The organism is Bradyrhizobium sp. IC3195, from assembly GCF_020193585.1.
In the GTDB taxonomy this organism is placed as follows: Bacteria; Pseudomonadota; Alphaproteobacteria; order Rhizobiales; family Xanthobacteraceae; genus Bradyrhizobium; species Bradyrhizobium yuanmingense.
The window spans coordinates 53,673-75,315 of sequence record NZ_JADYVG010000010.1 but is presented as its reverse complement, the minus strand read 5'-3'; the positions used below and the strand labels follow the sequence as shown (position 1 = coordinate 75,315).

Here is a 21,643-nt window from a genome sequence, read left to right as displayed (position 1 = left end):
GACGCTCACCTGATTATTGGCGCGCTCATCTCCCCTCCTGCGAACGTAGCGCTTCGCAGCGCAGCAGCACGATCAACAGCGCGACGACCGGCAGGCCCAGCGCGAGATCGGGGACGCTCTTGGTTGCAAAGGCTCCGGCGGCGGCACCGACGCCGAACACGACGCACAACGCGATGAAAATGCCCGAGCGGCGCAGCGTTCCGAGTGGTGCGCCGCCTGCTGCGACTGCGAAGACGTTCTCGATGGCCTGACGCATGTTGCTGGTGATCATCACCGTGCTGCACACTGTGCCTTCGACCTTGACGAACATTGCGGCCTGCATCGCTGCCACGGCGGAAATACCGAGCGTTCCAGCCAAATCGGGCAACCTATTGTGCAAGATGCCGATCGCTATCAACAGCAGGATCTCGATCAACGTACTGACCGCGCTGGCCCGCTCGCCCGTTGCGCGGCGCAGCCAGGCTGCGAGCACGATGCCGACCGCGAACGCCAGGATTGGCGGCACGAAGTGCAACGCCTTCGCCCAGTTGCCCGTCATCGCATGAACCCACAGGAAGATCAGGTTGGCGGTCTGGGCATTCGCCAACACGCCGTGGATGATCCAGGTATAGGCGTCGATATAGCCGCCGACAAAGGCGAGCAGCAGGACGATCTCGACTGTCTCGTCGCGGCGGATCGCACCGATTGTGACGTTCAGGGTACTCATGACGGCAATATGGGCTGTCGCGAACATTCCATCGCGTCATAGCCGCCGCCACGTCGCCGCGAAGGCTTGATCTGGATCAAGCAACATCCGGCCGCCGCCAATCAAATCGCGCCAAAGCGCCGGGGGAATGCCATGGAAACCGTCAGGTGGATCATCGCCACCGCACCGGAAATTTTCCTGCTGCTCGCGATCGCGATCGGCACCATCCTCGGCCGCATCAGGATTCGCGGCTTCTCGATCGGAACCACCGCCTGCATCCTGATCGTCGCCGTGCTGATCGGACAGCTCGGGAGCTTCACGTTCCCGCCGATCCTCCGGGCGATCCTGTTCAGCCTGTTCGTCTTTACGATCGGTTACCGTTCTGGACCGGAATTCTTCGCCTCGCTGAGCGTGCGGACCTTGGCACAGGTCGTGCTGGCGTTGGTGATCGGCGCCACGGGGCTCGCGCTGGTGCTCATCTTCGCGCGTGTCTTCACGTTGGATACGGGGACAGCGGCAGGACTGACGGCAGGGGCGCTGACGCAATCCTCGGTGATCGGCACCGCATCCGGCGCGCTGGTGCAGCTCGGCCTGCCGAGCGACGTGCTGAAGCAGCAGGAAGCCAACATCGCGGCGGGCTATGCGGTGACCTACGTGCTCGGCTACATCCTGACGCTCCTGTTCGTGCCATTCGTCGCGCCGCGGCTGATGCGGATCGATCTGAAGGCGGAGGCGAAGAAGCTCGAGGCGGAGCTCGCCGGCGGTACGCCGCCAAAGACGGAAAACCTGTCCTATCGCAAATTCCAGGCCCGCGCCTATCGCGTCTCGGCCGGCGCAGGTCGTACCATCGGTGCCATCGAGGCGGAGATCGGCGGCCGCACGGTCGTAGAGCGGATCGTGCGCAGCGGGGCCGACATCAAGCCGCAGCAGGATACCGTGCTCGAGGCCGGCGACGACATCGTCATCGCCGGTCCGACCGCCGCGATCGTCGCGGCCAAGCCGATCCTCGGGGCCGAGATCGACGCGGGGGAACTGCTGCGCAACCTGCCCGGCAATGTGATCGAAGTGCTCGTTGAAAACCGCCAGCTGCACGGCCGCTCACTGCGCGAAATCGTTGACCGGCTCGGCGACAATGCACGCGGTGTATTCCTGCGTGCGCTGACGCGCATGGGGCGGGAAGTGCCGCTCGGTCCCGATACGCGCGTCTATCTCGGCGACGTCATGACGCTGGTCGGCAGCACCGGCAATATCGCGCGGGCAACGGCGCCAGTGGGACACGCTCTGAATACGAGCGACCGCACGGACATCACCTTTCTCGCTGCGGGCATCGCAGTGGGTCTTCTGGCCGGCCTTGCCAGCTTCAAAATCGGCACTGTCGCATTGACACTCGGTGGCGGCGGCGGCGCGCTGATCGCCGGGCTCGTCTGCGGTTGGTTGCGTTCGCGCAGGCCGGGCATCGGCGCAATGCCGCCCGCGGCGCAGCAGACCCTGAGCGACATCGGCCTCGGCGGCTTCATCGCGGCGATCGGACTCGGCAACGGCCTTGCCGCCTGGTCGGCGATCCAGGCGCACGGTCTGTTGCTGGTCGGCATGGGCATCGTCGTCACGCTGGTCCCGATGACGGTGGGAACGCTGGTTGCCTATTATCTGCTGCGCATGAATCCGGTCGTGACCTGCGGTGCGCTCGCCGGCGCCATGACGGTCGATGCCGCCGTCACCGGCGCCTGCGACATTGCCGAGAGCCAGACGCCGGTGCTCGGCGTCGCCGTCCCCTACGCGGTCGGCAATGTCGTCCTCACGGTGCTCGGCCCGATCGTCGTGGCCGCAACCTATTCAGGTTGAGGGAGGCCCGGATGCGACGCGGACCTGCATTGCTCCATTTTTTCGCGATCACCTTGCTCAGCGTTTTCGTGGCCGGATCGCCCACGCACGCCGCGGACGAGGTCCGCATCCAGGAGGAAATCTGGGCGCTGCCCCTGCCGCTGCCGATGTTCGCCTATCTGGTGCGCCCGGTCGGCGACGGTCCGTTCCCGCTCGTCATCATGAATCACGGTGTCTCGCTCGACGCGACCCAGCGCAGCCTTTTCCCTCTGGTCGAATTTCGCGACGCCGCCAAATGGTTTGCGAGGCGCGGCTATCTCGTGGCGGCCCCGGTGGGCAGCGGTTATGGCGCGCAGGCAATCGACATCCCCGAACGCGGAATGTTCGGCCCGTTCTTCTCGAAAATCGGGAAGTGCGCCAATCCCAATTTCCGTGATGCCGGCCTCGCGGTCGCCCAGGTCGATCTCTGGATCATTGACTATCTGGCCGCCGAGAAGCGGATCATCCCAAAGGACGTGATCGTGGTCGGCCAGTCCGCCGGCGGCTGGGCCTCGATCGCCTTGTCGAGCGTGAACCCGCCACAGGTGAAGGCCATCATCGTCTTTGCCGGAGGCCGCGGCGGACGCGTCGACGGCAAGCCGAACAACAATTGCGCGCCCGACCGACTGGTCGAGGCCACCGCCGATTTCGGCCGCACATCGCGCGTGCCGATGCTGTGGATCTACACCGGGAATGACACGTATTTCGGTCCCGACCTATCGAAGCGCATGCACGCTGCCTTCATCGGCGCCGGCGGCCGGGCCGAATATCACCTGATGCCCCCGTTCGGCAACGAGGGACATTTCCTCCTCGGTTCGCCGGACGCGGTTCCGCTCTGGTCGCCGTTGGTGGCGAAGTTTCTCGACGCGCAGAACTGAGTCCGGATCTCGGAGTTGCAGCGATGGCCCGTGCTTTTGATTGTCTCTCTGGTCTCCTGATGGTTGCAGCCGCCGGAGTCGCGACGGTCTTGGCTGTCGCCTCGCTCAAGGCGGCGCAAGCGGAAAAGTCCTCCGAGGTCGCAACACGCGGCCAGCGCGACGCCAGCGACATCAGCTATGGCAGCTGGCAAAAATTGTGCTTCAAGGCCGGCGGCGCGCCGTCCCTCTGTCGAACCTCGATCACTGGCCGGTTCGCGACCGGGCAAACAGCCGTGCGCATTGATCTGATCGAGCGGGAGGACGCGCCCACCGCCCGCCTGCAACTTTTCGTGCCGGTCGGAATGTACCTGCAGCAAGCACCGAAACTGGCCGTCGACCATGGCGCCGCGTTCCGCATTCCTTATACCTGGTGTCTCACCAATTTATGCGTCGCGGCGGACGTCGTGACGCCAAAAATCATCTCGGAGATGGAAAACGGTCAAACGCTTCTGCTCGAACTCGTCGACTCCAATCTTCTTGCCGTGACGACTTCGATTCCGCTCGCGCAATTCGGTTCCGCCCATAAGGGGGCGCCGACCAGGATACTCGAACAATATGTCGAAGAATGACGGCCGTCGTGGAGCTACAAGACGCGGGCGCGCTGGACCGATTCGATCAAAGACTGCGCCGCAAACGGCTTGATGAGATAGGCGATGCAGCCCGAGGCAATCGCGGCCGAGCGGTTTGCCGGGCTGTCATTGCCGGTGACATAGATCACGGGTGCTTCGATGCCCTTCTCGGTCAGGCTTTGCCGCACCTCGATGCCGGACCTTGCACCCAGATTGATGTCGAGGATGATGCAGATCGCGGTGTGGAACCTGTCATGATCGAGCAAGGCCCCTCCCGTGTCGAACAGGGTTGTGGCGAAGCCGTATCCTCGCAGCAGCCTGTCCATGCTGGTCCGCATGGACGGATCGTCATCGACGACGAAGACGGACTCGCGCAGGAGCAAGGCGATTGCCTTTCCGGAAGACGACAGTGGGATATCGGATACGACAGCTCCGCGCTTTCGCGTGTGCCTATGTGCATTATTGCACATAGCTCGTCGTGCACTGTCAACACGCCCTTGCATTGTCCTTTGGGACAGGCACGTTCGAGGGAACCGCGCGCCTTTTCAGAGCCGTCAGCGTTCGTCCGGATCGAGCATTCCGAGACGCTCTGCGATCGAAACGAGTTCCGCCAGCGAGCGAACCTGCATCTTCTCCATCACTTGATGGCGGTGCGCCTTCACGGTGCGCTCGGTGGTCCCCAGCTCATGCGCGACCTGCTTGTTGATCCTGCCGCGCACGATCAGATCGAACACCTGTCGCTCGCGCTGCGTCAGCGTGGCCAGATGACCACGAAACGCATCCAGCCTGCTGGCCTGGGCGCGCGCCGTCCGCTGACTAGCCAGCGCGCGCTCGATCGCTTCGAGCAATTGTTCGGAGGATATCGGTTTGGTCAGGAAGTCTTCCGCACCTGCCTTGATCGCGCGCACGGTCGTCGGCGTGTCGGCATGACCGGTCAGGAAGACGATGGGCAGCATCGACCCCGCCGCAGCCAACCGCGCCTGCAGGTCGGGACCGCTCAGGCCCGGAATCCGCACGTCGAGCAGGATACATCCCGCCTGCCCGTCATCCGGCGCCGAGTCCAGGAGCTCCAGCGCCGAGGCGTAGGTCGCGACCTCGTATCCCGCGAGCTTTAGCCGGCGCTCGATCGCGGTCCGAAACGACTCGTCGTCGTCAACAACGTGAACAAGGCCTGGCAACTTCCTACCTCTCGCCCAACTTGATCAGGACGCTCGACGTCCTTGTCGTTCTTCAAAGCGATTTTCTCGTTTGAAGGTCGGAATATCTGCTTCGCAATATGTCGCATCTTCCCTGCGGTGGAGGATTCTCATCCAGCGCAGCAATCACCAGTGCTGTCCTTTGGTACACTGAACCTTGGGACAATGGATAAGAATACTTCCTTGGCCGAAAATCAACTTCGGCGGGAGTGGGATAGCGCGGCGCATTTCCGGCAAAGTATTTCGTCTGACAGACCAATTCGGCGGAAAGCTGAGGAGTTGGCCTATGTTCGTTCGCATCACGACGGATTCCACGCTGCGTCCCAATACCCTCCGCGACCTCGGCATGGCATCTCATTCAAATGCCCTGGTCAATTTAAGCGAATTTTCCTACCGAAAAGGCTCCGAGATCTACGGCGAGAAGGAGCCGGCCGAGTATGTCTACCAGGTCAAATCCGGCGCGGTGCGTAGCTACAAGCTGCTGTCGGACGGGCGCAGGCAGATCGGCGCATTTCACCTCGTCGGCGACATTTTCGGGCTCGAGAACGGCAGCGAGCACCGCTTCACGACGGAAGCCATCGTCGACACCACGGTACGGCTGATCAAACGCCAAAGCCTGGAAATCGTGGCCGAGAGCGATGCCATGGTAGCCAGAAACCTGCTCAGCATGACCACGAACAACCTCCAGCATGCTGAAGACCACATGCTGCTGCTCGGCCGCAAGACCTCCCTGGAGCGCGTCGCCGCATTCCTGCTCGAAATGGACAAGCGCCTGACGGCTGCCGGCGTCATGGCGCTTCCGATGTCCCGACGCGACATTGCCGACTATCTCGGCCTGACGCTGGAGACCGTCTCGCGGGCTTTGTCGCGGCTGCATGAACTCGGCGTGCTCGGCTTCATCGGCAACACCCAGCGCCAGATCGTGCTCCTCGACCGGCACCAGCTCGCAGGCCTCGATCTGCAGCCGTGAACCGGCGAAATGCCGGTTCGCGATCCGCGATGGTCGCGGTCGCCGCGGCTCAGGTGCCCGGCAGGTCCGCGCCGGGTTTTTCCGTGAGCCCGAGATGGTCGAGCGTCCTGAGCAAAACCTCGAACAGGATGGCGGCGGACCAGCCGAACAGAAGAACGCCGTTCATGGCGGTCAGCGGGCCAATCAGCCGCCATTCGGGCACCGGCGTGATGTCGCCGTAGCCGAGCGTGGTGTAGTTGACGAACGCGAAGTAGAGCATGTCCGCGTCGGCGGTCGCCGCGTGCACGATATGATAGGTCGCCGCCCACATCAGAATTTCGATCATGTGGGCGATCTTCAACACGACGGCGATCGTGATCATGACGCTCATGAGGTGCAATCGCGGCCGCTTGGTATGGCGCGGGACGGCACTGCGGGCCACCGTGACGGCCACCACCGTCACGAGCGCGTGGATTCCGATATTGATCACGCTGACGAGCGTGCCGACAAGGAATTGGAGCATCATCGGGGTGAAACACACCTCATTTTAGCCTAGGCCAAGCGTGCCTCGATGGTTTCCTTTGCGACAACGGTTTCCTGATCGACCCGCGCTGACGCAGCGCGGTCGATTCCTGTCCATGCGGTCGCGAGCTCCCAGGCCACCGACAGGATGATCGGCCCAATGAACAGTCCGATGATTCCATGCGCGAGCGTACCACCAATGACCCCGATCAGGATGACCAGCGTCGGCGTCGTCAGGCCCCGCCCCATGAGGAGCGGCTTCAGCACGTTGTCGAGCAGACCGACGACGACCAGATAGACAGTCAAGAGCAGGGCGACGGTCACGTCCTTGTCCACCCATATCCAGACCAGCACGGGGAAAAGAACGGGGCCGGCGCCGATTTGGACAATCGACAGCAAGAGCACGACGACCGCGAGCAGTCCCGCGCTTGGGATCTCTGCGAGCTTGAAGCCGATGCCCGCCAGCAAGGCTTGAAGGATAGCGACGCCGATAATGCCCTGCGCGACGGCGCGTATGGTTGCGCCGGCGAGCTCGAGAAAGTGCTCGCTCCGGCCGGGCACGACGCGCAACAGGAAGCCGCGCAGCGCGGCGACGAGCTGCGCGCCGTGCGGGAGCAGAAAGCCCGCGACGATCACCGACAGCAGGAATTGGAGCATGCCAATTCCGGTGTCACCGGCAAACGACAGCATCACTCCGGCGAGCGGTTTCAAGTACGGCGCCACCTCGCGCAGCGCCGCACGGATGTTCGTGTAGGCCTCGTTCCAGATCGCGTAGAGCTGAGGACCGATCAACGGCCAGCTCCTGATCTGCTCCGGTGCGGCCTGGAGCGCGAGATCGCCACTGCCGATCTGGGCCGCAAGGTCCCGGATCCCTTCGACTGCACTGAGGCCGAGCCACGCGGCGGGACCGATGACGATGCCCAGCGTGATCAGGGTGAGAACGGCTGAGGCTGTCCGGGGACGGCCACCGAGGCGTTGGGCGAGCCAGGCGAAGACGGGATGAAATGCCACCGCCAACACGGCGCTCCAGCTCAGGATCGGCACGAAAGGCCGGATCACCAGGAAAGTCCAGAAGATCAGCAGCCCGAGCAAGCCCAGCCGGATCACGACCTGGACAATGTCCTCCGCGGACAGGAGCTGGCGAAGCGTTTTCAAGGGTCGTTGCCTCCAGGCCGACGGACCGCTGCTGAAAAGCTAGCGGGGCGGCCCGCCGAGGAGGCTTGATCCAGATCAAGCCAGGCGATCGGTCACCTAGCGAGATCGGCAACAGGCGCGCAGCCAGTTGCGTCTCGGCGCAGATTGCGCGGTCCACCGCCCGCGAGTGAGAATGCCCCGGTGCTGGACCTGAGCAAGCAGTCGTGAAGTTGACGCCGACGAACGGATTGATCTCGACATAGCTCCGACCGACGGCAAAGCCCATGATCTCGATTGCTGTGCCTGTCTGGAGGCTAATGGCGGGTACGGCCGAGCTATATCGGCCGCTCCGCCCGGCGGCCTGTTCTTTCTGGTCACGACCAAGAAGGCCAGGCTCTGGAGGTATCGGCCGGCTTTCATTCCTTCGATTCGGACTTGGCGCTCAGGACGACCCGATCAGAGAGTGCCTTTTGGAACTTTATTCCAACGCCGTCGCCGGAATTTGGGGGGATCCCGAGAGGCAATTTGGGGGGTACAAGGCCCCTACCCCTCCATATCCCCAGCCGCTCCGGACCACGGCGGAAGTGGCAGAACAGAACGAGACGTTGAAACCCCTGATTTTTCAGTGGCTTACCCCTAGGACTTGCTTAGTTCTGGAGTGTTTCGAGAGGCTTGGCAACAGCCTGATGGCTCCCCGGGCTGGATTCGAACCAGCGACCATCCGATTAACAGTCGGATGCTCTACCGCTGAGCTACCGAGGAAAAGGGCGAACCGTTCGTTCGCGCGCGGCTGCGTATAACAAAGCCGCTTGCGCTTGCAAAGGACGAATTCGTCATCATCCGCAACGCGCTCGGAGGGACCTGGAATGGCCGCTCCTCCGGCCGGGACCGGGCGAGGATTATTCCGCCAGGAACGAGGTGGTCTTGGTGCCGGGGTCGTAGCGCAAGCGGAGCGCGGTGAGCTTGCAGAGATTGACGTTCTTCCACAGCACCGACTCGTCATAGTTCTTCCAGTCGACCCGGATGTTCCAGACGCAGCCTTCATCGTCGTCGTCGAACTCGACATAAGTGCTGGCCTGGTTCTGCAACACCTTGTCGAGCTCGTTCTCCCATTCGTCCAGCCCGTCATCCGGCGCGTTGAAGCCCAGGAACTTGATGGCATAGCCGGTCTCGTTGACGACGGTGACGTTGCGGGCATCGGCCGCAAGCGACGGTGCGGCGGCGATCGAAAGGGCGATCGCGATCAATCCGGACAGAAAATGCTTCATTGTGAAATTCTCCGATCGAAACAGGTCTCGGCGCCCGATGTCGATCGACGCAGGCGCCGTGGCAAACAAAACGTTGCCTCAAGACTCGTCCGGAGCGAGATCGACCGATTCAAGACACGATCGATCCGCGCTCCGGAACGTTCGCGCGACGCGAGACGCGCCCCGCCTGTTTATCGATTCGAATTCTCCGCAGCAATGAACCGGCATTCACAGTTCGGCGGCGTTTGTTTTCTCCGGCAGCGGCGCCGGCACGGCCGCGCCGTTGCTCTTTCCGGTCACGGCGCCGACCAGCGCCTTCACCGGATCCTCGTCCGGCGCAAAGCCGCTCTGGCGCAGGATTTCGTCGATCATCGGACGCAGCGCATGGACCTTGAGCAGCTCGCCGGCCAGACCTTCGCCGAAGCCGACATTACCTCCGCTCGCACCGTTGCCGCCGAACGCGCCGCCGGTGTGCAGGATGCGGACATCCTTGAGATTCGCGATCGGCTTCACCATCTCCGCCAGCGCGGACGGCATGGTCTCGATCCGCTTCTTGGCGATCTCGAAATCGATGACGTTGTTGCCGAGCTTGTTCTGCGCCTCGTTCTTCATGGTGATGACGGCGGCTTCCGCCTCGCCGATGTTGCGGACGCCGACCGCCTTGATCTTGTTGGATTCGGCTTCGGCGGTGGCCAGCGTCTTGACGGCTTCGGCGCGATCGAGCGAGGCCTTCTTCTCGGCCTCGGCCGCGACGATCAGCTCGGTCGATTTGCGTTCGGCCTCGGTGCGTGCGGCCAGCACCTGGGTCAGGCGGGCACGATCGGCGACCTCGATGGCGCGCGCGGTGACGACCTTTTCCTCCGCGGAGACGGCCAGCGCCTCGGCGGTCTTGGCTTCGGCGACGGCTTCCGACGTCTCCTTGCTCTTCGCCGCGATCTGGATCTCGTTCTCCTGCGTCGCGATCTGGATCTCGCGCTGGGCGTCGGTCTTGCGCTTGTTGATCGCCAGCTCCGACTCGATCACCGCGGTTTCCTTGACCTGCTTGGCACCTGCCTCCTTCTCGGCAACCGCACGATCGGTGTCGATGCGAGCGTTCTCTTCGGTCAGGCGTGCGGTCTGCGTCGCGGTTGCTACCTCGGCGCGGGTGCTCGCGGTCTTGTTGGCAATGTCGCGTTCCTGCGACAGCTCGGCTTCCTTCTTAGTCCGCTCGATCCCAAGGGTCTGCTGCCGCGCCTCGAGGTCCTTTTGCGCGATCGCCACCTCGTTATCGCGCACGATGGCGTTGCGATCGCGGCGGCGGGTCTCGGTGACCGTCTTGAGCTGGGTCAGACCCTCGGCGTCGAAGAAGTTCTCCGGGTTGAAGAATTTGACGTCGGTCTGGTCGAGCTTGGTCAGCGACACCGATTCCAGCTCGAGCCCGTTCGACTTCACATCAGACTCGACCGTGGACTGCACGTGCTTGACGAAGTCCGAGCGTTTCTCCTGCAGTTCCAGGATGCTCATGGTCGCAGCGACCGAGCGCAGGCCGTCGACGAATTTCGCCTCGACCTGGTTGCGCAGCGCCTCGGCGTCATTGGTCAATGCGCCGAGCGTCTGGCTCGCGAGCGCGATGCTCTCCTCGTCGGGACGGACGCGGACGTAGAACTCGGCAACGATGTCGACGCGCAGGCGGTCCTTGGTGATGAGGGATTCCCGCTCCTTGCGCTCGACGGTGAGGCGCAACGTCTTCAGATTGACGCTGGCATAGGAGTGGAAGATCGGCAGGATCATGGCGCCGCCGTCGAGCACGACCTTCTTGCCGCCGAGCCCGGTGCGCACGAAGGCCTCGTCGCGGGTGGCGCGCTTGTAGAGGATGGTGAAGACGATCCCCAGGACGACGATCAGCGCGACGCCGATCACGGCCGGGACTGCGATGTCGAACATGGCTTTCTCCGCTGTGGGACTTGCTAATTGCTTAGAGTGGGGTTGGACGGCTTGAGTTCATCGTCGGCCTTCACCGCGACGAAGCGCGTTCCGTCGCGGTCGACCAGGAGGACCATGGTTCCCTGCGGCAAAGGTCCCGATGACGGCGCCGCGACCGCCGAGACGAAATGGCGGTTGCCGTGGATGTCGGCGACGCTGACGCGGCCGGGCGGCCCCTGGTCGAGCGGGCCAACGACGACCTCCCCGATGCGGCCGACCAGATCGCCGAGGCCGACGACGTAGCTTTCGTCCTTGGGAATGACCCGCGCGATGGTCCTGCTGGCGGCGCGCACAAGCGGAACCGACACCACGACGGCCCCGACCGAGGCGACCGTCGCCGGTAAGGGACCCGCAATCATTCGCGCGAGGTCCTGGATCAGGAAGCCGGTGATGGAGAAGGCGCCGAGCAGCAGCAGCAGGAAGATCAAGAGCGGCACGCCGCCGACATTGATCCAGGAGATGGCGTTGAGCACGCCGTTGTCGCTGGGGTGAGCAAAATCGATGTTGGTGCCCAGCATCTCGCTCAAGGAGGCCCCGATCAGCATCGAGATCACCTCGACCGAGCCGACGATGACGATCATGGCCGCCGCAATCGCGAACGGCCTGACCTCAGGCGCCATGACGTGTTCGAGCAGAGCGCTCATGACACCGCACTCAGCCGCCCGACTTCAACCGGGCCAGCCTGGCTGCAATTTCCTTGTCGCGATGGAGCGTACTCAGCTCGTCGATGTCGCTCGAATAAGGAATTCCCGGCGGCACGCCGGTGGCCCGTGCCACTGCCCTGCCCGCCCGCAGCGCCTTCGCGGCAGCGGAGGTGCCGCCGGATTTCCGCGACGACGTCGATGTCTGTGGGCTGGCCTGTGCCTCGCTCTTTTCGAGATCGGCGCGGCGCTGCTCGGCATCCTGGAGCGCCGACAGCACCGCGCGGAGCGATGTGACGCATTGCTCGATCTTCTCGTTGTTCTCGTCGATGGCACGAGAGAGCACCTCGAACTGCGCCTCCAGGTCCATTTGCCGCGCGATGCCGGCGCGGGCGAGATCATCGCGCCCGTCTGCGATCGCGGCCTCGATCTTGGCGGTCAGATCGGTCATCGCCCGCTCGATCTCGCTGCGGCGCGCGTTGAGGCGATATTCCTCGGCCCGGGCAGCGGCGAGCGCATCGCGCGCTTCGGTCTCGGCGCGCTCGATCTCGCGGATGGCCTGTCCGACCACCTTCAGCTTGTTCTTGCCCTCCGCCTGCTCGATCGCATCGTACGCGATCCCGGCAATCAGGCGCCCGACTCGGGACAGGAAATTGTCGGGAGCGGCAGCGATGGTATCCATGGCGTTCTCCTCCTCTGGCAGGCTGTTCGGCGTGACGCCGTAGTGAACTTCGAAACCGTCGTCGGTGCGGATGAGGCGCGCCGGCACGCTCTGTCCCCAACCCTCGGCATAGCCGGCATAGTCGAAGGGCACGCTGAAGCGCCCTTGCACGGTCGCAATCGAAATGGTGGCGGGCCCCTTGATCTTGGCGAGCTTGTCGTCGAGCGGCAGGCGGCGCCCTTGCGCGGCGCGATACTCCGCGCGGTCGCGCAGCCCCAGTGTCACCAGCCGCGAAGGCAGCGCCGTCTGTTTGCGGATGGGCTCATAGGCGTGGGCATGGAGCAGGACCACATTGGAACCCACATTGTGGATCCGCGCCACCTCGTCGAGGATTTCCATCATGCGGTCATAGGCCTGGAATGTCGCCTCGAGGGCGGCCTTGGCGGCCGGGTCAGGGGCAAGCCGGTAACGCAGCGCGGACGGCGCGTATCGGGACGATTGGCTCATGGAAAGCACTAAAGCACCATTTTGGTGCTTTAGGAAGAGGAAGCTTAATCACGTTCCGCTGATCCCTATGCACTCTGTCGGTTAGTCGCGACGATGAGGGCCTGCGTTCAAGGCGGCCGATCATCCCTAGCGGATGGCCGATCAAGATTTGATGCACGCTTCGGTTGAAATTTGAGACGAATGCAGTGGAGTTCCGGTAAGCCGTCATTCTCTCGACGCGCCGTTGCGAGGAGCTCTGGCCGCAGCAGCGATCTGCCAGATCGCTAAATCATCCGGTGCGCTCATTTGACGGAGATATGACTATGCCGACCAAGATCCGACGACGGTACGAAGCATTCACGTCCAGCATCCGCAGCAAATCCACAGCATATCCACAGGGTGCCTGTGACGGATTCGCGAGCCTCTGCGAGGGACTTGCTGCGCACAAGCCCACAAGCCGGGCCGTTTAGCCACCCGCCTGGTCGAACACGGATCGGCAGGCCTCGCTGAGGCTGGCGCGGTTGCGGCGCAGGCAGGCCGTGATGGCGCGGACGTTGGGGATCTCGCCGGCGCAGAGCCGGTAGACGTCGGGCGTACAGGCCCGCCGCTGCTCCGCCGTTCCCTGTGCATGGGCCGCAGAGGCAAACAGCGTCAGGAACAGCCCGACCGTCGAGGCGCCCCGCGCCCGGCTCTTCACGCCCGCAAACCGCAAGAACCTCGCCTTCATGACCAGTCTCCCGCTCTGCACTGCCCGCTCCGGCCTGCATTGGCCGGTACGGTGCAAAAGGGGTTACGAGAAATAAACCGCGGGGAATGTGATCTCCTTCACGCCCGCTGCGCGGCGGCGGGCACATAGGGTTGCCCCGGGGATTTTCAGGAATCGCTAACCATTCGGGTCCCGATCGCCGCATCGTTAAAATGCGAACGATCGGGTCAATCCGGAAACAAACCGGCTTTGCGACATTGCGCCGTCCGCGTTCTGCGAGGGTGTGATGAGCGAAGCCGAATTCAATTTGCTGCTGGATGCTGTCCGGGACGCCATGGTCTTTGAGGATTTCGTGCCCGTGCCGGTGGAGCAATACGTGCCCCGCTCGTGGAGTTTCGACACGACGCCCAAGGCTGCCAATAACAAGGCTGCCAATGACAACGAGGGCGCCTGGCCCCTCCTGCCCTTCCCCGACGACTGGTACGCGGCCTGCTGAGGCCACTTGAAGTGAACCGATGCGTCCGCCTTTCGGGCGGTTCGGCATGACCGAGCGCCGCGGACCGGCGCAGCCCCGATCAAGTCTTGCGTTCCTCGCCCTGCTGCGGCGCCCGGTCGGGTGCAGCCGGCGGGAAGATGCTGTCATAGATCGCGCGCGCCTCAGAAATGAGGCGGGCCCGCTCCAGCTCGGATTTCGGGACAAATCGAACGACGTCGCCCACGTGCTCTCCAGCTCCAGGGTTTGGATGCGTCTTTTCGCAGATGCGAAGTCTATGCCAGAGGACCTGAATCGCACCTTTCCGCCAAGGCCCGGGCAAACCCGGTGGCTCACTGGAGCTGCGGCTCGGCGGAACCGCCTATAAGTCCAAATTTTGCGGAAAATCAGAGACTTGTGATGGAGGCCACGACCAGAATTGAACTGGTGTACACGGTTTTGCAGACCGTTGCGTAACCACTCCGCCACGTGGCCCCGTAAGGGCGGACCAATATAGGGGATCAATGGCTTAGGCAACCCCACGGCCCGCGGGTAGCACAGCGAAATGTCCACCCGAAATCAGGCGCGCTTGCCGCGCCGGAAGTCGCGCCGGCGGCCCTTGGGCGCGGGCTTGGGTGCCAGTTCCGGCATCTCGGCCTGGACCTCGCGGTAGCGAGCCAGCATCCGCTCGAAACTGGCATGAAGCGTCTCGGCGATATCAGGGCGCCGCTCGAGGGCGGCGAGGATCGTCGCGGCGGCTTCGATGGTCGCGAGGCCGTCGCGGCGCGGCTCCTTGCGCAAGCGCCCGTAGCGAGAGGGACGTGCCGGATTGAGGATCACGCGCTGGCATTTCAGCATCCAGGGATTGCGCCACCACAGCGCCTTGGCCTGGCTCCAGGTGCCGTCGAGCAGCACCACGCCTTCGAGCTTGCCGAGGATCGCGCGCTGGTTCTCCGCGACCTCGCCCTTGCGGTTGAGCGCGACGATCTCTCCTTCGGCCTCGAGATCAGCGGCGCGTGCCGAGCCGAGATAGAGCACCGCCCAGTGCGAAGCATTCTCGACCGGCCGTCCCAGCGCCTTGGACAGGCTCGGCCAGGACAGGCCGACCCGCACCGTTGCATCGGCAAAATGCCTGGTCAGCAGCCGCGCAGTGCCGAGCGCCCTGTCCTGCTCCTGCGGATGCTGGAGGATCAGCAGCGAGAGCCGGTTCTCGATCGGCGTGACGCTGTCGCAAATGCAGAGCGGCATCGGCTTCTGGCAATGCGGGCATTCGGGGATCGGCTCGGCCGGCGCGGCGGCGGTCTCAGGCGGCTTGGACATGGGGCCGCTATACGCTTGGAGCGGCTGCTCAACAACCTATTCCGCCGGTGCAGCCAGCGGACGCGGTTCGGAGCGACGACGCAGGCGGTCGATCAGGAGGTAGATTACGGGCGTCGTGTACAGCGTCAGGATCTGCGAGACGAACAGGCCGCCGATGATGGTGATGCCGAGCGGCCGGCGCAGCTCCGTGCCGGGGCCGGTCGCGATCACCAGCGGAATGCCGGCAAACAGCGCCGCCATGGTCGTCATCAGGATCGGGCGGAAGCGCGCCTGGCAGGCCTCGAAGATCGCCTCGGCCGAGGACAGGCCGCGTTGGCGCTCGGCATCGAGCGCGAAGTCCACCATCATGATGCCGTTCTTCTTGACGATGCCGATCAAGAGGATGATGCCGACGAAGGCGATCACCGTCAGCGGCGTGTTGGTGAGCTGCAAGGCGAGCAGCGCACCCAAGCCGGCCGATGGCAGTGTCGAGATGATCGTGAGCGGATGGGCGAGGCTCTCATAGAGCACCCCGAGCACGATATACATCGCGACCAGCGCGCCGAGGATCAGGAGCGGCTGGCGACCGCTGGTCCTGGCGAAATCGCCGGCATTGCCGTCGAAGCTGCCGCGAATGCCTTCGGGCATGTGCAACTCGTCGACCGCGCGCTGGATGTTCTGGGTCGCCGCCTGAAGCGGCACGTCCGGCATCAGGTTGAAGGACACCGTGGTCGATGGGAACGACTGCGAATGATAGACGGCGAGCGCAGCGAGCCCGCGCGTCGCGCGCACCACGGCCGACAGCGGCACCTGCGCATCACCCGCGCCGGCGACGTAGATGCGATCGAGATTGCTGGGATCGACCTGGAACTTCGGATCGATCTCCAGCACGGTCATGTACTGGTTGCGCTGGGTGTAGATGATCGAGATCTGCCGCTGTGCGAAAGCGTTGTTGAGCGCGTTGTCGATGTCCTGGACCTTGACGCCGAGCGCGGACGCCTTCTGGCGGTCGATGGCGAGCGTCAGCTGCAGCCCGCCAGGATCGCGATCGCTGGAGATGTCGGTGATGCCCTCCACGCTCTCCAGGCGCTTGGCCACGATCGGCGCCCATTTCTGCAACAGGCCGAGATCGGTGCTGGTGAGCGTATATTGGTAGTCGGAATCGCTCTGACGCCCGCCGGCCCGCACGTCCTGGGCAGCGAACATGAAGAGGCGGATGCCGGGCACGGGATATAGCGCGCGCCTGAGCCGTTCGATCACGACCTCAGTCGACACGTGGCCACGTTCCTCCGGCGGCTTCAGGCTGATGAACATGGTGCCGCGGTTCGAGGTCGCCGGACCCGGGCCCCCGCTGCCGACCGTCGAGCCGATGCCGGCCACGGCGGGATCCTTCATCACGATCTCGGCGAGCCGCTGCTGCAGGCCGAGCATCGACTGGAACGAGGTGTCCGCCGAGGCGCGCGTCGCGCCGATGATGAAGCCGGAATCGTCCGTGGGGAAGTAGCCTTTGGGGACCTTGATGTAGAGCGTCACCGTGAGCGCGATGGTGGCGAAGAACACCAGCAGCGTCAGCAGCGGGAATTCCAGCACGGTGCGCAGGGTGCGGGCGTAGAACACGATGGTGCGCGACAGCGCGCCTTCGATGATGCGGTCGAACAGCGTTGCCGTGCCGGAGGTGGCCTGCCGGATGTAATGGGCGCAGATCATCGGCGTGACCGTCAGCGACACCAGCGTCGAGACCAGGACGGCGAAGGTCAGCGTCAGTGAAAATTCGCGCAGGAGCCGACCGACGACGCCGTCCATGAAGATCAGCGGGGTGAAGGCCGCGATCAGCGACAGGCTGATCGAGACCACAGTGAAGCCGATCTGCTTGGCGCCCTCCTGCGCCGCCCGGAACGGCCGCATGCCTTGCTCGAGGTTGCGGAACATGTTCTCGATCATGACGATGGCGTCGTCGACGACGAAGCCGACGGAGATGGCGAGCGCCATCAGCGACAGGTTGTCGATGGAGAAGCCCGCGACCCACATGCCGGCGCAAGTCCCGGCGAGTGCCAGCGGCACCGAGATGCCGGCCGCGATGGTCGGCGTCAGCCGCCGCAGGAACACGAACACGACGACCATCACCAGGACGGACGTTGCCAGCAGCGTCCATTGCATGTCCAGCACGCTGGCGCGGATCGTGCCGGTCCGATCGACCAGGGTGGAGATCTCGACCCCGGCCGGAATCCACTGCTTCAACTCGGGGATCAGCGCCTTGACCCGGTCGACGGTGTCGATGACGTTGGCATCGCCCTGCTTGGTGATCTGGATCAGAACCGCCGGTTGCCTGTTGAACCAGGCGATCGAGCGGACGTTGCGGACGGAATCCTCGATGTCGGCGACGTCCGACAGCCGCACGAAATTATTGCCCGAGCTCTTGATGACGATGTCGCGGAACTCCTTCGCCGTGCGCATCTGCTTGTTCAGCGACAGCGTCTCGCTCTGGCGCTCGCCTTCGAAGATGCCGACGGGGCCGAGCGCGTTGGCGGCGATGATCGCGGTTCGCACGTCGTCAGTGGCGATTCCAGCATTGGACAGCGCAACCGGGTTGAGCTGCACGCGCACGGCCGGCTGGTCGGCGCCGGAGATCGACACGTTGCCGACGCCCGGCACCTGCGAGATGCGTTGCGCCAACACGCTATCCGCGACGTCGTAGATCGCCGACGGAGAGATCGTCTTGGAGGTCAACGCCAGCACGAAGATGGGTGCGCCGGCCGTGTTCGCCTTGCGGAAACGCGGCAGCGTGGGCAGGTCGCTCGGCAGGTCGACCATCGCGGCGTTGATGGCCGCCTGCACGTCGCGCGCGGCCTTGTCGATGTTGCGGCCGATGTCGAACTGAAGCTGGATGCTGGTCGTGCCGAGGCTCGAGGTCGAGGTGATCTGGTTGATGCCGGCGATCTCTCCCAACCGCCGCTCAAGTGGCGACGCCACCGTCGCCGCCATCACGGACGGATCGGCGCCGGGCCGGCTGGCGGAGACGAAGATGGCGGGAAAGTCGACGTTCGGGACCGAGGCGACCGGCAGGAACCGGTAGGCGACCACACCCAGCAGGAACAGCCCGATCGACAGCAGCGTGGTCGCGACCGGGCGGCGGATGAAGGGCTCCGAGATCGATGCCATCACTGCATCCCCTCGGTCGCGCCGGCGACCGGCGGGCCGCCGGATCCAGCCGGCGGCAGTGCCTGCTCGAACCGGCGGTTGATGCGGTCGAGCGCCAGGTAGATCACGGGCGTCGTGTAAAGTGTCAGGAGCTGGCTGAGCAGCAGGCCGCCGATGATGGAGATGCCGAGCGGAAAGCGCAGCTCGGCGCCGGTGCCGCTTTCGATCGCGAGCGGCAGCGCCCCGAACAGCGCCGCCAGCGTCGTCATCATGATCGGACGGAAGCGCAACAGACAGGCCTGCACGATGGCTTCACTGGGCGACATGCCCCGCCCGCGCTCGGCCTCGAGCGCAAAGTCGATCATCATGATCGCGTTTTTCTTGACGATGCCCATCAAGAGGATGATGCCAATCAGGCCGATCACCGAGAGATCCTGTCCGCACAGCATCAGTGCCAGGATGGCGCCGACGCCGGCCGAGGGCAGCGTCGACAGGATCGTGATCGGATGGATATAGCTCTCGTAGAGCACCCCTAACACGATGTAGATCGTGATGACGGCGGCGAGCAGCAGCCAGGGCTGGCCGGCGAGTGCCTTGGCGAATTCGGCGGCATCGCCGGCATAGACGCCGACGATGCTGCCTGGCATGCCGATGCGGGTCTCGATCACCTTCACGGCTTCGACGGCATCGCCGAGCGCCGCGCCCGGCGCCAGGTTGAAGCTGAGCGACACCGACGGGAATTGCGCCTGATGCGAGATCGCGAGCGGCGCCGTGGTCCGCTTCAGCGTCGCCACGGCCGACAGCGGCACCTGGGCATTGGGCGCGCCCGCGGTGGCGCTCGCGGCACCCGGCAGATAGAGCTTCGACAGGATCGAGGGATCGCGCTGATACATCGGCAGCGCCTCCAGCACCACCCGATACTGGTTGGCCTGACCGTAGATGGTCGAGATCTGCCGCTGCGCGAAGGCGTCGTTCAGCGTGTCGGTGATTGCTTGCAGGCTCACGCCGAGCTGGCCGGCGCGCGTGCGGTCGACATCGAGCTGCGCCCGCAGGCCGCCCTCCTGCGCCTCGGAGGAGACGTCCCGGAACAAGGGATCGCGCCGCATCTCCGCAACCAGCTTGCGCGCCCATTCCGAGACCAGCGTCGCATCGGTGCCGGTCAGCGTGTACTGGTATTGCGAGCGGCTCGACTGGGTCGAGATCTGCACGTCCTGCACCGGCTGGAAATAGACGGTCATGCCGGGGATGCCGGAGACCCGCTCCTTCAACCGGGTCACGACCACGCTGACATCGTCGCGGCGCTCGCCGCGCGGCCGCAAGCTCATGACGAGGCGGCCGACATTGGTGGTCGGGTTGACGGAGCCCGCACCGATCACCGAGACGACGCCGACCACATCAGGGTCGGCCCTGATGGCCTCGGCCGCCTCGGCCTGCCGCCTCTTCATTTCCGCAAACGACACGTCGGGCCCCGCCTCCGTCACCGCCGTGATCGAAGCGGTGTCCTGCAGCGGCAGGAAGCCCTTGGGCGCGACGACATAGAGCACCAGCGTCGCGATCAGCGTAACGAAGGTCACGACCAGCGTGGCGCGCTGGCGCTCCAGCACCCACAACAGCGACCTGTGATAGGCATCGACCGTGCGGTCGATAAAGCGGCTGATCGCGGCCAGTCCCGGCACGGTCAGCTCCTCGTGCGCGTGCTTGAGCAGCCGCGAGCACATCATCGGCGTCAGCGTCAGCGAGACCACCGCCGAGGTTACGACCGCAATCGTCAAGGTCAGCGCGAATTCGCGGAACATGCGCCCGACCAGGCCCGACATGAACAGGAGCGGGATGAAGACCGCAATCAGCGACACCGTCAGCGAGATCACGGTGAAGCCGATCTCGCTGGCGCCCTTGCGCGAGGCTTCCATCGCGCCGTCGCCATTCTCCATGTGGCGCACGATGTTCTCGATCATCACGATGGCATCGTCGACAACGAATCCGGTGCCGATCGTGAGCGCCATCAGCGACAGATTGTCGAGGCTGAAGCCGGCAAAATACATGATGCCGAAGCTCGTGATCAGCGACAACGGCAGCGCCACGCCGGCGATCACGGTCGCGCGCAACGAACGCAGGAACAGCAGCACGACCAGCGTCACCAGCACGACGGCAAGGACCAGAGTGAATTGTACGTCGCGCACCGAGGCGCGGATGGTGACGGTGCGATCGGAGACGATGGTGAGATTCACGCCGGCCGGGATCGCGCGCTGCAGTTTCGGGATCTCGGCGCGGATCTGGCTGACGACGTCGATGACGTTGGCGCCGGGCTGGCGCTGGATGTCGAGGATGACCGCCGGCGTGCCCTGGTACCAGCCGCCGGTGCGGTCGTTCTCGAGGCCGTCGACGATCTGGGCGACGTCGGCAATGGTCACCGGCGAGCCGTTGCGATAGGCGATGATGACGGGCTTGTAGGCTTCAGCCGCCGCGATCTGGTCGTTGGCGGCGATGATGTAGGATTGCTGCGCGCCGTCGAGCGAGCCTTTCGGCCCCGAGACATTGGCATTGGCGATCGCGGTGCGCAGATCTTCCATCGCGATGCCGTAGGCTGCAAGGCGCGCCAGATCGGCCTGGATGCGCACGGCCGGCTTCAACCCGCCCAGCACGGACACGCGCCCGACGCCGGAGATCTGGCTCAAACGTTGCGCCAGAATGGTGTCGGCGATGTCGCTCATCACCCGCAGCGAGATCGTGTCCGAGCGCAGCGCCAGCGTCATCACCGGCGCATCCGCCGGGTTCACCTTGGCGTAGGTCGGCGGGTAAGGCAGCGTCCTCGGCAGCACGCCCGCGGCGGCATTGATCGCGGCCTGCACGTCCTGCGTCGCCCCGTCGATGTCGCGGTTGAGCTCGAACTGCAGCGAGATCTGGCTGACGCCGAACGAGCTCGTCGAGTTCATCGCCGAGAGCGACGGGATCTGCCCGAGCTGCCGCTCCAGCGGCGCGGTGATCAGCGAGGCGATCACGTCCGGACTCGCGCCCGGCAGCTGCGTCGTCACCTGCACGGTCGGGAAATCGACCTGCGGCAGCGCCGAGACCGGGAGTGCGAAATAGCCGAGCAGCCCGCCGATCAGAAGCGCGATGCCGAGCAGCGAGGTCGCGATCGGCCGGCGGATGAAGGGTTCGGAGACACCCATGGGTTATGCCTGCCGCTTCAAGCGGCTGT

At 64.5% G+C, this 21,643-nt stretch carries 19 protein-coding genes and 2 tRNA genes; 5 read left to right on the top strand and 16 right to left on the bottom strand.

The window, feature by feature from the left end; genetic code table 11:
- Window positions 1-25: 25 nt before the first annotated feature.
- Window positions 26-706, bottom strand: coding sequence for a YoaK family protein (locus I6F09_RS20360; protein WP_225188947.1), 681 nt, complete (start codon window positions 704-706; stop codon window positions 26-28).
- 132 nt (window positions 707-838) lie between these two features.
- On the opposite strand from I6F09_RS20360, the gene I6F09_RS20355 reads away from it, so the two are divergent.
- From I6F09_RS20355 to I6F09_RS20345, 3 genes are read left to right on the top strand one after another with little or no spacing between them, the layout of a single operon-like run.
- The gene (locus I6F09_RS20355) at window positions 839-2,527 is read left to right on the top strand and encodes a transporter (protein ID WP_225188881.1); all 1,689 of its coding nucleotides are present in this window, start codon (window positions 839-841) and stop codon (window positions 2,525-2,527) included.
- A gap of 11 nt (window positions 2,528-2,538) precedes the next feature.
- Window positions 2,539-3,423 carry a dienelactone hydrolase family protein gene (locus I6F09_RS20350; protein WP_225156083.1) on the top strand — a complete coding sequence of 295 codons (885 nt, stop codon included), beginning with the start codon at window positions 2,539-2,541 and terminating at the stop codon, window positions 3,421-3,423.
- Window positions 3,424-3,446: 23 nt separating this feature from the next.
- Window positions 3,447-4,031: an invasion associated locus B family protein gene (locus I6F09_RS20345; protein WP_035999448.1), complete on the top strand. Its 585-nt coding sequence runs from the start codon at window positions 3,447-3,449 to the stop codon at window positions 4,029-4,031.
- A gap of 14 nt (window positions 4,032-4,045) precedes the next feature.
- Here I6F09_RS20345 and I6F09_RS20340 read toward each other — a convergent pair whose 3' ends face one another.
- Window positions 4,046-4,414, bottom strand: coding sequence for a response regulator (locus tag I6F09_RS20340; RefSeq protein WP_225188880.1), 369 nt, complete (start codon window positions 4,412-4,414; stop codon window positions 4,046-4,048).
- Between the two features lie 171 nt (window positions 4,415-4,585).
- A complete protein-coding gene (locus I6F09_RS20335) occupies window positions 4,586-5,209 on the bottom strand; it encodes a response regulator (RefSeq protein ID WP_036039437.1) in 624 nt (207 codons plus the stop codon).
- A gap of 304 nt (window positions 5,210-5,513) precedes the next feature.
- On the opposite strand from I6F09_RS20335, the gene I6F09_RS20330 reads away from it, so the two are divergent.
- Complete coding sequence (locus I6F09_RS20330; protein ID WP_225147942.1) at window positions 5,514-6,197, top strand: helix-turn-helix domain-containing protein; 684 nt, start codon at window positions 5,514-5,516, stop codon at window positions 6,195-6,197.
- Between the two features lie 49 nt (window positions 6,198-6,246).
- Here I6F09_RS20330 and I6F09_RS20325 read toward each other — a convergent pair whose 3' ends face one another.
- The 8 genes from I6F09_RS20325 to I6F09_RS20290 all read right to left on the bottom strand — a co-directional run bounded on the left by I6F09_RS20325 (window position 6,247) and on the right by I6F09_RS20290 (window position 13,556).
- Window positions 6,247-6,702: a potassium channel family protein gene (locus tag I6F09_RS20325; RefSeq protein ID WP_035999460.1), complete on the bottom strand. Its 456-nt coding sequence runs from the start codon at window positions 6,700-6,702 to the stop codon at window positions 6,247-6,249.
- Window positions 6,703-6,728: 26 nt separating this feature from the next.
- Entirely contained in the window at window positions 6,729-7,805 is a 1,077-nt protein-coding gene (locus I6F09_RS20320) for an AI-2E family transporter (protein ID WP_225188879.1), read from the bottom strand.
- A gap of 714 nt (window positions 7,806-8,519) precedes the next feature.
- Window positions 8,520-8,594: transfer RNA gene (locus I6F09_RS20315), tRNA-Asn, on the bottom strand.
- A 137-nt stretch (window positions 8,595-8,731) separates the two neighbouring features.
- Window positions 8,732-9,100, bottom strand: coding sequence for a hypothetical protein (locus I6F09_RS20310; protein ID WP_036027987.1), 369 nt, complete (start codon window positions 9,098-9,100; stop codon window positions 8,732-8,734).
- A 207-nt stretch (window positions 9,101-9,307) separates the two neighbouring features.
- Entirely contained in the window at window positions 9,308-11,002 is a 1,695-nt protein-coding gene (locus I6F09_RS20305; RefSeq protein WP_225147940.1) for a flotillin domain-containing protein, read from the bottom strand.
- Between the two features lie 23 nt (window positions 11,003-11,025).
- A complete protein-coding gene (locus I6F09_RS20300) occupies window positions 11,026-11,685 on the bottom strand; it encodes an OB-fold-containig protein (RefSeq protein ID WP_225188878.1) in 660 nt (219 codons plus the stop codon).
- A gap of 10 nt (window positions 11,686-11,695) precedes the next feature.
- Window positions 11,696-12,859, bottom strand: coding sequence for a PspA/IM30 family protein (locus I6F09_RS20295; protein ID WP_225188877.1), 1,164 nt, complete (start codon window positions 12,857-12,859; stop codon window positions 11,696-11,698).
- 436 nt (window positions 12,860-13,295) lie between these two features.
- On the bottom strand, window positions 13,296-13,556 hold the full coding sequence (locus I6F09_RS20290) for a hypothetical protein (RefSeq protein WP_025036239.1): 261 nt from the start codon (window positions 13,554-13,556) through the stop codon (window positions 13,296-13,298).
- Window positions 13,557-13,821: 265 nt separating this feature from the next.
- On the opposite strand from I6F09_RS20290, the gene I6F09_RS20285 reads away from it, so the two are divergent.
- A complete protein-coding gene (locus I6F09_RS20285; protein ID WP_225125451.1) occupies window positions 13,822-14,031 on the top strand; it encodes a hypothetical protein in 210 nt (69 codons plus the stop codon).
- Window positions 14,032-14,110: 79 nt separating this feature from the next.
- On the opposite strand, the gene I6F09_RS20280 is transcribed toward I6F09_RS20285, so the two are convergent.
- The 5 genes from I6F09_RS20280 to I6F09_RS20260 all read right to left on the bottom strand — a co-directional run bounded on the left by I6F09_RS20280 (window position 14,111) and on the right by I6F09_RS20260 (window position 21,614).
- Window positions 14,111-14,254 (bottom strand): hypothetical protein, encoded by a 144-nt coding sequence (locus tag I6F09_RS20280; RefSeq protein WP_225125453.1) that lies wholly within the window; start codon window positions 14,252-14,254, stop codon window positions 14,111-14,113.
- 174 nt (window positions 14,255-14,428) lie between these two features.
- Window positions 14,429-14,502, bottom strand: a tRNA-Cys gene (locus tag I6F09_RS20275).
- Between the two features lie 84 nt (window positions 14,503-14,586).
- A complete protein-coding gene (locus I6F09_RS20270; RefSeq protein ID WP_035999526.1) occupies window positions 14,587-15,327 on the bottom strand; it encodes a tRNA-uridine aminocarboxypropyltransferase in 741 nt (246 codons plus the stop codon).
- A gap of 36 nt (window positions 15,328-15,363) precedes the next feature.
- Window positions 15,364-18,465 (bottom strand): efflux RND transporter permease subunit, encoded by a 3,102-nt coding sequence (locus I6F09_RS20265; protein WP_225188876.1) that lies wholly within the window; start codon window positions 18,463-18,465, stop codon window positions 15,364-15,366.
- Window positions 18,465-21,614, bottom strand: a complete 3,150-nt coding sequence (locus tag I6F09_RS20260) for an efflux RND transporter permease subunit (RefSeq protein ID WP_225125456.1) — start codon at window positions 21,612-21,614, stop codon at window positions 18,465-18,467. The genes I6F09_RS20265 and I6F09_RS20260 overlap by 1 nt, the downstream gene beginning before the upstream one ends.
- Window positions 21,615-21,643 lie beyond the last annotated feature (29 nt).

Bases quoted from the DNA above. Each gene is read 5' to 3' on its own strand.
- I6F09_RS20360 (WP_225188947.1), bottom strand. From the start codon at position 706: ATGAGTACCCTGAACGTCACAATCGGTGCGATCCGCCGCGACGAGACA.
- I6F09_RS20355 (WP_225188881.1), top strand. From the start codon at position 839: ATGGAAACCGTCAGGTGGATCATCGCCACCGCACCGGAAATTTTCCTG.
- I6F09_RS20350 (WP_225156083.1), top strand. From the start codon at position 2,539: ATGCGACGCGGACCTGCATTGCTCCATTTTTTCGCGATCACCTTGCTC.
- I6F09_RS20345 (WP_035999448.1), top strand. From the start codon at position 3,447: ATGGCCCGTGCTTTTGATTGTCTCTCTGGTCTCCTGATGGTTGCAGCC.
- I6F09_RS20330 (WP_225147942.1), top strand. From the start codon at position 5,514: ATGTTCGTTCGCATCACGACGGATTCCACGCTGCGTCCCAATACCCTC.
- I6F09_RS20325 (WP_035999460.1), bottom strand. From the start codon at position 6,702: ATGATGCTCCAATTCCTTGTCGGCACGCTCGTCAGCGTGATCAATATC.
- I6F09_RS20310 (WP_036027987.1), bottom strand. From the start codon at position 9,100: ATGAAGCATTTTCTGTCCGGATTGATCGCGATCGCCCTTTCGATCGCC.
- I6F09_RS20305 (WP_225147940.1), bottom strand. From the start codon at position 11,002: ATGTTCGACATCGCAGTCCCGGCCGTGATCGGCGTCGCGCTGATCGTC.
- I6F09_RS20300 (WP_225188878.1), bottom strand. From the start codon at position 11,685: ATGAGCGCTCTGCTCGAACACGTCATGGCGCCTGAGGTCAGGCCGTTC.
- I6F09_RS20290 (WP_025036239.1), bottom strand. From the start codon at position 13,556: ATGAAGGCGAGGTTCTTGCGGTTTGCGGGCGTGAAGAGCCGGGCGCGG.
- I6F09_RS20285 (WP_225125451.1), top strand. From the start codon at position 13,822: ATGAGCGAAGCCGAATTCAATTTGCTGCTGGATGCTGTCCGGGACGCC.
- I6F09_RS20270 (WP_035999526.1), bottom strand. From the start codon at position 15,327: ATGTCCAAGCCGCCTGAGACCGCCGCCGCGCCGGCCGAGCCGATCCCC.
- I6F09_RS20265 (WP_225188876.1), bottom strand. From the start codon at position 18,465: ATGGCATCGATCTCGGAGCCCTTCATCCGCCGCCCGGTCGCGACCACG.
- I6F09_RS20260 (WP_225125456.1), bottom strand. From the start codon at position 21,614: ATGGGTGTCTCCGAACCCTTCATCCGCCGGCCGATCGCGACCTCGCTG.